Below are 9246 nucleotides of genomic sequence, written 5' to 3'. Positions count from 1 at the left end.
CCCCCGTGACAGCGATGACCTTGCCAGCCAAGAAGTTCGCCATGTCCGGCCCCTCCCGCGGTTTCTGACGGTCCGTTAGATTCGACTCAGATTCTACGACCCGTCAGATACCTGGAGACAAGCCCTGGGGAGGCCCCGATGTCACCGTCGACGTCACCGCCGTCACTTGGTCCGGAGTTCCACGACATCGCCAAGCGCGTGAACAACTGGGGCCGTTGGGGCTCGGACGACGAGATCGGCACGCTGAACCTGATCACCGACGACGTGATCCGAGAAGCCGCCGCCGAGATCCGGACCGGCCGCCGCATCCCCCTCGCGCTCCCCCTCCAACAGGACGGCGTCCAGACGGGGTTGATCCCCGGCCGGATCAACCCCCTGCACGCGATGGTGCAGATCAACCAGGAACTCTTCGGCCCGGGAACGGTCGCGTGCAGCGACGACGCCGTGACGATGGGACTCCAGGCCGGCACCCACTGGGACGCGCTGACCCACGTCTCGCACTCCGGGAAGCTCTACAACGGCCGCCCGGCCGGCACCGTGACCCCGCACGGCGGCGCCGAGTTCAGCGGGATCGACAAGGCCCGGCACATCGTCTCGCGCGGCATCCTGCTCGACGTGGCACGCGCGCGTGGCGTCGACCGGCTGGAGGGCGGGCACGCCGTCACGCTGGAAGACCTCGAAGCCGCCGAGGAGTTCGCCGGCACACACGTCCGCGCGGGCGACATCGTGCTCGTACGGACCGGGCAGGTGCAGGTGTATCTGGCCGGTGACAAGCAGGGGTACGGCTATCCGTCACCCGGGCTGTCGGTCCGTACGCCGGAGTGGTTCCACGCGCGGGATGTCGCGGCGGTCGCCAACGACACCCTCACCTTTGAGATATTTCCGCCGGAAATAGACGACTTGTGGCTGCCGGTACACGCGCTCGATCTGGTCGAGATGGGCATGCTCCAGGGCCAGAACTGGAATCTCGAAGAGTTGTCCACAGCCTGTGGACAAGAGAACCGCCACACGTTCTTCCTGTCGGCGATGCCCGAACCTTTCGTGGGCGCGACGGGAACCCCGGTGGCCCCTGTCGCCATCCTCTAGGACAGTCCGGTTTTGACGAGGGCCGGACTTACGGTCGGATGGCGGCGCGCTGCTGCCCGCCCCGAGCACGGCACCGCGTGCCGCCATCCGACTCCGGCGCCCCGTCCTGACCCCCCACCCCGAGGGGGCCCACGCCGAACACGACCCACACTCGCCGAGGGCTCCCGTCACCGAAGCCCTCGCCGTCCCCTCGCGGCGAATCGCTGCCCACAAGCGTGACCAGATGGTCACTTCGCGTCAACGCCCATCCGGGGATTTGTTCTGTAAGAGCCATTTGTCACAGGGCGCGCACGGAAGCACAGCCCGGCGCATCTCCGCCCGGCACTTGCAGGCAGCACCTACACGGCCCTACACGGCCTCGTACGCGAAGCCCTCGAACTCGAAACCCTCGTACGCCGCGACACCGCCCCCGCACGCGAGCTCCCGGGGTTCGCTGTCCCGGTCGATCTCGCACCAGATGCGCTTGCCGGTGCCCTCGGCGCTCCAGCCCCAGCGGTCGGCGAGGCCGTCCACGAGGGCCAGGCCGCGACCGCCGGTCTCGTCGCCGTCCGCGCAGCGCGGCACGGGCGCCTTGCAGCTGGTGTCGGCGACCTCCAGGCGCACGGTGGCCGACTCGGTCGCCACGTCCGGCAGGGAGAGCCGCAGCACGGCCGGACAGCCGGTGTGCACCACGGCGTTGGTGACCAGCTCGGAGACGAGCAGGATCAGCGTCTCCGCGAGCGGTTCGTCGGCCTCTATCCCGGACCCCGCGAGCCGGGAGCGCGCCCACCGTCGGGCTCGCCCCACCTCAGCGGGGTCGGGCCGGATCTCCAGCTGCACTTGAAGCACCTGCACCGCTCACACCATCCGAACCGGCGGACACTTAGCCTCGCGCCTCACGAGGGCCACGATCGTAGCCATTTCCTGCATGACCAGAACAACGGCCAGCACAAGGGTCACGGAACGTGAATCCCTTGCGAGACAGCATGATTGACGTTCAGTCACCCCAACAAGCGCTTCGGGCATATTCCAGCGCGAAGGAGTACGAGTGCGGGATACTGTGCGACGCTCGTCGCGGGGAGTCGAACAGGCAGGGGCGAAAGCCCGTTCTGCCGTGCGAGCGGCGGCGCGCACCGCCCGCTGCGGGGCCGCCTCACAGGCAACTCCGGCATGGCTCGTACCTTGAACCACTCGCATCCCACACAAGGTACCGGAGCCCACAGACGACTCCAGGCCGTGACAAGTCACGCGTAGGACACAACCCGATATCAACGCTCCGTGATTCCGCCGTGCCACGATCCGCGACACCGTTGTCGACCCCGTCCCGGTCCCCGCAGGCAGACACCCCGTTAGCCCGCTCAAGCCACCAGATCCGCCGCGAGCAGCTCCTCACTCTCCGTGCCCCCACCACCACGCCGAGCGCGCACCCACGCCCGTTTCAGGTGCAGATGAACCTCGGACTCCCAGGTGAAGCCCATCCCGCCATGCACCTGCAGACAGTCCCGCGCCCCCCGCACAGCCGCTTCATCGGCGACCAACCGAGCCGCCGCGATGTCCACCGCATCCCCGGTCACAGCCGCCGCGTACACCGCGGCCCGCGCCACCTCCACCCGCACCAACGACTGCGCGCACAAATGCTTGACGGCCTGAAACCCCCCGATCGCCTGCCCGAACTGCTCCCGCGTCCGGGCGTGTTGCACCGCAAGCCCGCACACCCGCGCGGCGGTACCGAGCTGCTCGGCGGCGGTGAGAAGAACAGCGACAGGCTCGGTACGCGCCGGAGCCGGCACCCGATGCAACGGCGTCAACGGATCCACCGACCGCAGCGGTACGGCCCCCTCGGCCCCCGGTAGCACGACATCGGCCTCGTCCAGCCACTCCACGAGGCTCCCGTCGACAGCGGCGACCACGGTCTCCCCACTGTCTGCCCCCGGCACCACCCCGGCAGCGAGATGCGTAGCCACCAAGGGCCCAGGAACCAACCCCCACCCAAGCTCCTCGAACACCAACACGGCCTCGGGAAGCCCGAGTCCGGCCCCTCCGTCCACTTCGGCCAACCTCAGCGAGAACAGCCCCAGGTCACCGAGGGCCCGCCACAAACCCCGGTCCAGCCGAGGAGCTTTTAGGGGCGCGGGGAACTGCGCGACCAGCCACGACGAACCCGCAGCCGACGAACGACCGACCACACCCCGCACAGCAGCCCGCAACGCCTTCTGCTCCCCGGTCAGTTGAAACCGCACGTCAGCGCCCCTTCGGCAACCCAAGAATCCGCTCAGCCACGATGTTCTGCTGAATCTGCGACGTACCGGCCGCGATCGTGTACGACAGCGAGGACAACCGATCCAGCACCCAAGCCCGTTCCAGATCAAGGGAGTCGGGCCCAAGGACGTCCGCCGCCGCGTCATACAGCTCCTGACGGGCGTGCGAGTAGCGGAGTTTGAAGACCGAGCCCCCCACACCCGGTACGCCGCCGGAGGCTTCCGCCTCACTCACATTCCACTGAGTAAGCCGCCACAACGCCCGGAACTCCGCGTTCAACCGCCCCAGTTGACGCCTGAGCACCGGATCATCCCAACGCCCGTTCCGCCGAGCCTCCACCGCCAGCTCCCCCAACACCCGCCGACAGGCGACGACCTCCCCCACAAAGGCCGTACCGCGCTCGAAGGAAAGGGTCACCATGGTCACGCGCCACCCGTCGTTCTCGTCCCCCACCCGGTTGCCGACAGGCACCCGCACCTCGTCAAGAAACACCTCGGCGAACTCCGCAGACCCGGCCAGCGTCCGCAACGGCCGTACGGTGATCCCCGCCGCGGACATCGGCATCGCGAGCCAACTGATCCCCCGGTGCTTCGGCGCCGCAGGATCCGTCCGGACCAACAGCTCGCACCAGTCGGCGACTTCGGCGTGCGAGGTCCAGATCTTGGAACCGGTCACTACGTAGTCGTCGCCGTCCCGCCACGCGCGCGTGCGCAACGCCGCGAGGTCGGACCCGGCGTCCGGCTCGCTGAAGCCCTGGCACCACACCTCGTCGCCGCGCAGCACCGGCGGCAGCCACCGCTCCCGCTGCTCGGCCGTGCCCTCCGCGGCGATCGTCGGCCCCGCGTGCAACAGCCCGACGAAATTGGCCCCTACGTAGGGCGCGCCCGCCTTTTCCGTCTCCTCCAGGAAGATCAGCCGGGTCGTCGGGGACGCGTCCCAGTGCACATGGCCGTACCCGGCGTCGTACAACATCCGCTGCCAGCCGAGGTCGTAGGCGCGACGGCCGGGCCAGTCGTCCGGGGACGGTTTCGCCGGGAGCGTCGGGAGCACCTTGGCCAGCCACTCCCGCAGGCGCGCGCCGAACTCCTCCTCCTCGGCCGTGTACGAGAGGTCCATTACCGGTCGAGGTCCAGGCCCAGCATGCGGATCGCGTTGCCCCGCATCAGCTTGTAGACCGTCTCGTCGTCGAGGCCCTTCACATGGTCGAGGGCGACCTCCTTGGTGTGCGGGAAGGTCGAGTCGACGTGCGGGTAGTCGGTCTCGAACGTGGCGTTGTCCCGGCCCACCACATCCAGCGAAGCGACCCCGTGCTTGTCGCGGAAGAAGCAGCAGAACATCTGCCGGTAGTAGTACGTCGACGGCGGCTCGGGGATCAGGTCGCGCACCCCGCCCCACGCGCGGTGCTCCTCCCACACGTCGTCGGCGCGTTCCAGGGCGTACGGGATCCAGCCCATCTGCCCTTCGGAGTAGGCGAGTTTGAGGGTCGGGAACTTCACCAGGACCCCGCTGAAGAGGAAGTCCATCATGGAGGCCATCGCGTTGTTGAAGGACAGCGAGGCCTGTACGGCGGGGGGCGCGTCCGGGGAGGCGGCGGGCATCTGGGAGCTGCTGCCGATGTGCATGTTCACGACCGTCCCCGTCTCCTGGCAGACGGCGAAGAACGGGTCCCAGTAGCCGGAGTGGATGGACGGCAGCCCGAGGTAGGTGGGGATCTCGGAGAAGGTCATCGCACGCACCCCGCGGGCCGCGTTCCGGCGGATCTCCTCCACGGCCAACTCCACGTCCCACAAAGGGATCAGGCACAGCGGGATGAGCCGGCCGCCGCTGTCGCCGCACCACTCCTCGACCATCCAGTCGTTGTAGGCGCGGACGCAGGCGAGGGCGACCTCCTTGTCGTGCGCCTCGGCGAAGGTCTGGCCGCAGAAGCGCGGGAAGGTCGGGAAGCAGAGCGAGCCCTCGACATGGTTGAGGTCCATGTCCTTGAGCCGCTCGGCCGGGTCCCAGCAGCCCGGGCGCATCTGCTCGCGGGTGATGCCCTCCAGGGTCATCTCGTCGCGGTCGAAGCCGACGGCGGCGATGTTGCGCTTGTACGGGAACTTGAGGTCCTCGTAGATCCACCAGTCGGTGGGCGGGCCGTCCGGGTCCATCGTGATCTGGTATTTGCCCGCGACGTAGGCGAGTTCGCCGATTCCGGCGGTGAGCGGCCGGGGGCCGCGGTCGCGGTACTTCTTCGGCAGCCAGGTCTCGAAGAGGTGCGCGGGTTCGATCACGTGGTCGTCGACGCTGATGATGCGGGGCAGTTCGGTGGCCATGGGTTCCCCTCCGCCGGGACGGTACTTATCTGATGACCCGTCAGATAGCATGTCACCTGACGAGTCGTCAGCCAAGGAGGGGGACCATGAACGAGACGCCGCACTCCCTGAGTTCCTCCCGCACCCTGTGGGAACTGGTCGCCCGCCGCGCCGACCTGACCCCCGGCCGCCCGGTCCTCCTCCAGGACGACCGGACTCTGACCTTCGGGGAGTTGCGCGACCGGTCGGAGCGCGTGGCGGCGGGCCTGTACGGCATGGGTGTCCGCCCCGGCACGGTCGTCGCCTGGCAGCTGCCCACCCGCATCGAGACGGCCCTGCTCTCCTTCGCGCTGGCCCGCCTGGGCGCCGTACAGACACCGGTGATCCCCTTCTACCGCGACCGCGAAGTCGGCTTCGCACTACGGGAGTCGAAGGCGGAGTACTTCGCCGTGCCGGGCGTCTGGCGCGGCTTCGACTACGGGGAGATGGCGCGCCGGCTCGGTGCGAGAGGGATCTTCGAGGCGTACGACAGCGCCCAACTCCCCGACGGGGACCCGGCCTTGCTGCCGCCCCCGCCCGCCGACGGCACCTCCGTCCGCTGGATCTACTGGACCTCCGGCACCACCTCCGACCCCAAGGGCGTGCTGCACACGGACCGTTCGCTGATCGCGGGCGGCTCGTGCCTGGCGCACGCGCTCCGTCTCACGGCGGACGACGTGGGCTCGATGGCCTTCCCGTACGCGCACATCGCCGGGCCCGACTACACGGTGATGCTGCTGCTGTACGGCTTCCCGGCGGTGATGTTCGAGCAGTTCGCGCTGCCGGACGCGCTGGAGGGGTACCGCAAGCACGGCGTGACGGTGGCGGGCGGCTCAACTGCCTTCTATTCCATGTTCCTTGCCGAGCAGCGCAAGCAGCCGGGGACCAAGGTCATCCCCTCGCTACGGCTGCTCGCGGGCGGCGGCGCTCCCAAGCCGCCGGAGGTCTACCACTCCGTCGTACGCGAGATGGGGGTCCAGCTCACCCACGGATACGGCATGACCGAGGTGCCGATGATCACGATGGGGGCGCCCGACGACACCGCGGAGAATCTGGCGACGACCGAGGGCCGGCCGCCGGAGGGGATGGAGATACGGATCGCGGAAGGCGGGGAGGTGCGGTTGCGCGGGGAGGCCGTGTGTCAGGGGTACTTGGACCCGGCGCAGACGGCCGAGGCGTTCGACGCGGACGGGTTTCTGCGCACCGGGGACCTGGGGGAAGTCACCGCGACCGGGCATCTGATTCTCACCGGGCGGCTGAAGGACGTGATCATCCGCAAGGGGGAGAACATCTCGGCGAAGGAGATCGAGGATCTGCTGGCCGCACATCCGGACGTCGGGGACGTGGCCGTCGTAGGGCTGCCGGACGCCGAGCGTGGGGAGCGGGTGTGTGCGGTGGTCGAACAGGCGGCGGGGGCCGGGGAGTTGAGTCTGTCCGCCGTCACGGACTATCTGCGCGCGGAAGGGCTGTCCGTGCACAAGCTGCCGGAGCAACTGGAGATCGTGGACGCCCTTCCGCGCAACGACGCCTTGCGCAAGGTGCTCAAGTACAAGCTGCGGGAGCGCTATTCGGGGACGGTGAAGTAGCGGGCGAAGGAGGAGACGATCTCCGCCTCGCCGACCTTGCCGTCGCTGTCCGTGTCGAGGGCGTCGGCGGCCATCGCGGCGATGTCGTCGGGCACGCCGAGGGCCTTGAGGACGCGCACGGTGTCCGCGATGGTGGCCGAGCCGTCGCCGTCCGGGTCGGCGACGTCGAGGGCCGCGTGCAGGAAGGGGCGGCCGATCTCGGCGAAGCGCTCCGGGTTGTCGCGCAGCCGCTTGACCGCGCCGTTGACGAACTCCTCGCGGCTGACACGCTGATCGCCGTCCCGGTCCGCGATGCCCGCCATGCCCTGCCAGAACGCCTCCGCGCCGATGTACAGGGCCTGGCCCTTGTCGGAGCGGGCCGCCGTACCGAACTCCGCGAGCAGCGCCTTGGCCGCCGAGTTGAAGTCCTCCCGGTCGATGAACCCGTTGCCGTCCTGGTCGAAGGTGGCGAAACGGGCCGCGATCCGTCGCTCGTACTCGGTGCTGACCATGTCTTTCGGGCCGCCTTACTCATGTGGGGTGCGCTTGGCTGGAGCGTACGACGCCGGGGCGGGTCCGGGAGCCGAAAACGACGCTTGTACCAAGACCGGGGAAATTCCGAAACAACGACGTCACCCCGGAAACCGACGCGTCACGCCGAGAGAGGGTCCGCCTCGTCTCACGCCGTGAGGGGGTCCGCTTCGTCCTCGGGCTCGTCCTCTGTGGCGATCATCACATCGGGGTAGACGTCGAAGAGGCGGCGCACCCCGAGAGCGCCGAGGACCCGGTTGACGTGCGAGCCGTCGACCGCCCCCTGCGCGGGCAGCACCACGCGCAGACGGCCCTGGCAGGACCGGATGAGGCGGCGGGAGGCGATGAGCACGCCGACGCCGCTGGAGTCGCAGAACAGCACCTCGGAGAGGTCGAGGACCAGGCTGTGCCGCCCCTCGGCCACCACGTCGTGCACCCGCTGGCGCAGCACCGGCGAGGTCACCAGGTCCAGTTCGCCGGACACGAGGAGTACGGACCAGCCGCCGCGCTCGCCGTCGTTCACTTTGAAGGCCACCATCGAGCCTTTCGCTAGCCGGAACTCCCGGAGACCGTCCGGAAACGGAAGCCGTACCTACGCTTCCTTGCAGCGCGGCTGCCCAGCGGCCGTTCCCTGAAACACGGCGGCAGAAACGGAAACCGGTCGGAAGAGGCTTGTTTTAGTCGCCTTCGATCCTGTTCGATCAGATGTGGGTGAGGGTAGGCGCAGATCCGTTACCACTCGCGGCCCTTCGGGGGCGTGCAATTGCAGAATGGGGGGTGCGTTGTCAGACGTGCCCACTACATTCGAAGAGGCGGTCAGCGCACGCTTGACTTGGGCACGGACACGGTGAGGGGGCCGCATGGCGACGAATGACGCACCGCCCCGTTGGGACCGCAAGATGCAGCAGCGGCTGGCCCGCGGCGAGGCGGCGGCCCTCGGTGAGCTGTACGACCGCTTCGCCTCCCTCGTGCACTCCCTCGCCCACCGTGTCCTGGGCGACGAGCGCGCCGCCGACGGCATCACCCGCGAGGTCTTCGCCCAGGTCTGGGAGCACCCCGACGCCTACGACCCCAAGCAGGGCCCGCTGCGTTCCTGGGTGGCCGCGCTGACCCACCGCCTCGCCGTGCAGCGCCTGCGCGCCACCGAGACCGTCGCCCTCGCCCACAGCGGCGAGGGCTCCACGGAGGAGCTGGAGCGCAAGGTCCGCCGCGCCTCCGTCGCCGCCCGCGCCGACTACATCGTCACGTCCATGCCCGCCCCGCTCCGGGCCGCCCTGGAGCTGGCCTACTTCCAGCGCCGTGACTACCGCCAGACCGCCGTCGACCTCGGCGTCACCGAGGACGAGGCCCGCCGCCGCCTCCGCCTGGGCCTCCAGCTCCTCTCCACCGCCCACGACGCCGGCGCACCGCCGGGAGCGAGGGGTGGGGCGTGAGCGACGCGTGGGAGGAGGGTTTCGAGAGGTACGAGGGGTACGGCGAAGGGGCCGGGGAAGGTG

The 9246-nt window shown here is 69.2% G+C and carries 9 protein-coding genes; 3 read left to right on the top strand and 6 right to left on the bottom strand.

Annotated features, from left to right (window positions below):
* The first annotated feature begins 138 nt into the window (after positions 1–138).
* Entirely contained in the window at positions 139–1086 is a 948-nt protein-coding gene (locus tag AC31A1_RS39800; RefSeq protein ID WP_489657959.1) for a cyclase family protein, read from the top strand.
* A 348-nt stretch (positions 1087–1434) separates the two neighbouring features.
* Here AC31A1_RS39800 and AC31A1_RS39795 read toward each other — a convergent pair whose 3' ends face one another.
* The 4 genes from AC31A1_RS39795 to AC31A1_RS39780 all read right to left on the bottom strand — a co-directional run bounded on the left by AC31A1_RS39795 (position 1435) and on the right by AC31A1_RS39780 (position 5636).
* A complete protein-coding gene (locus tag AC31A1_RS39795) occupies positions 1435–1905 on the bottom strand; it encodes an ATP-binding protein (protein ID WP_393752846.1) in 471 nt (156 codons plus the stop codon).
* Between the two features lie 518 nt (positions 1906–2423).
* Entirely contained in the window at positions 2424–3305 is an 882-nt protein-coding gene (locus AC31A1_RS39790) for an acyl-CoA dehydrogenase family protein (protein WP_489657958.1), read from the bottom strand.
* A gap of 1 nt (position 3306) precedes the next feature.
* A complete protein-coding gene (locus tag AC31A1_RS39785) occupies positions 3307–4440 on the bottom strand; it encodes an acyl-CoA dehydrogenase family protein (RefSeq protein WP_489657957.1) in 1134 nt (377 codons plus the stop codon).
* Positions 4440–5636: an amidohydrolase family protein gene (locus tag AC31A1_RS39780; protein ID WP_489657956.1), complete on the bottom strand. Its 1197-nt coding sequence runs from the start codon at positions 5634–5636 to the stop codon at positions 4440–4442. Before AC31A1_RS39780 ends, AC31A1_RS39785 begins: the two co-directional genes overlap by 1 nt.
* A gap of 86 nt (positions 5637–5722) precedes the next feature.
* Here AC31A1_RS39780 and AC31A1_RS39775 point away from each other — a divergent pair, with 86 nt between their 5' ends.
* Positions 5723–7240 (top strand): class I adenylate-forming enzyme family protein, encoded by a 1518-nt coding sequence (locus AC31A1_RS39775; protein ID WP_489657955.1) that lies wholly within the window; start codon positions 5723–5725, stop codon positions 7238–7240.
* Here the strand turns inward: AC31A1_RS39775 and AC31A1_RS39770 are convergent.
* Together AC31A1_RS39770 and AC31A1_RS39765 are read right to left on the bottom strand one after the other, a co-directional pair.
* Complete coding sequence (locus AC31A1_RS39770; protein WP_393752354.1) at positions 7219–7731, bottom strand: EF-hand domain-containing protein; 513 nt, start codon at positions 7729–7731, stop codon at positions 7219–7221. The genes AC31A1_RS39775 and AC31A1_RS39770 overlap by 22 nt on opposite strands.
* Before the next feature lie 167 nt (positions 7732–7898).
* Entirely contained in the window at positions 7899–8288 is a 390-nt protein-coding gene (locus AC31A1_RS39765) for an STAS domain-containing protein (protein ID WP_489657954.1), read from the bottom strand.
* Positions 8289–8610: 322 nt separating this feature from the next.
* Here AC31A1_RS39765 and AC31A1_RS39760 point away from each other — a divergent pair, with 322 nt between their 5' ends.
* Complete coding sequence (locus AC31A1_RS39760; protein ID WP_489657953.1) at positions 8611–9183, top strand: sigma-70 family RNA polymerase sigma factor; 573 nt, start codon at positions 8611–8613, stop codon at positions 9181–9183.
* Positions 9184–9246 lie beyond the last annotated feature (63 nt).

The organism is Streptomyces sp. P5F9 (assembly GCF_057961495.1).
The sequence above is the reverse complement of the archived record's forward strand: the minus strand, read 5'-3'. Positions and strand labels throughout refer to the sequence as shown.

Bases quoted from the DNA above. Each gene is read 5' to 3' on its own strand.
- AC31A1_RS39800 (WP_489657959.1), top strand. From the start codon at position 139: ATGTCACCGTCGACGTCACCGCCGTCACTTGGTCCGGAGTTCCACGAC.
- AC31A1_RS39785 (WP_489657957.1), bottom strand. From the start codon at position 4,440: ATGGACCTCTCGTACACGGCCGAGGAGGAGGAGTTCGGCGCGCGCCTG.
- AC31A1_RS39780 (WP_489657956.1), bottom strand. From the start codon at position 5,636: ATGGCCACCGAACTGCCCCGCATCATCAGCGTCGACGACCACGTGATC.
- AC31A1_RS39775 (WP_489657955.1), top strand. From the start codon at position 5,723: ATGAACGAGACGCCGCACTCCCTGAGTTCCTCCCGCACCCTGTGGGAA.
- AC31A1_RS39770 (WP_393752354.1), bottom strand. From the start codon at position 7,731: ATGGTCAGCACCGAGTACGAGCGACGGATCGCGGCCCGTTTCGCCACC.
- AC31A1_RS39765 (WP_489657954.1), bottom strand. From the start codon at position 8,288: ATGGTGGCCTTCAAAGTGAACGACGGCGAGCGCGGCGGCTGGTCCGTA.
- AC31A1_RS39760 (WP_489657953.1), top strand. From the start codon at position 8,611: ATGGCGACGAATGACGCACCGCCCCGTTGGGACCGCAAGATGCAGCAG.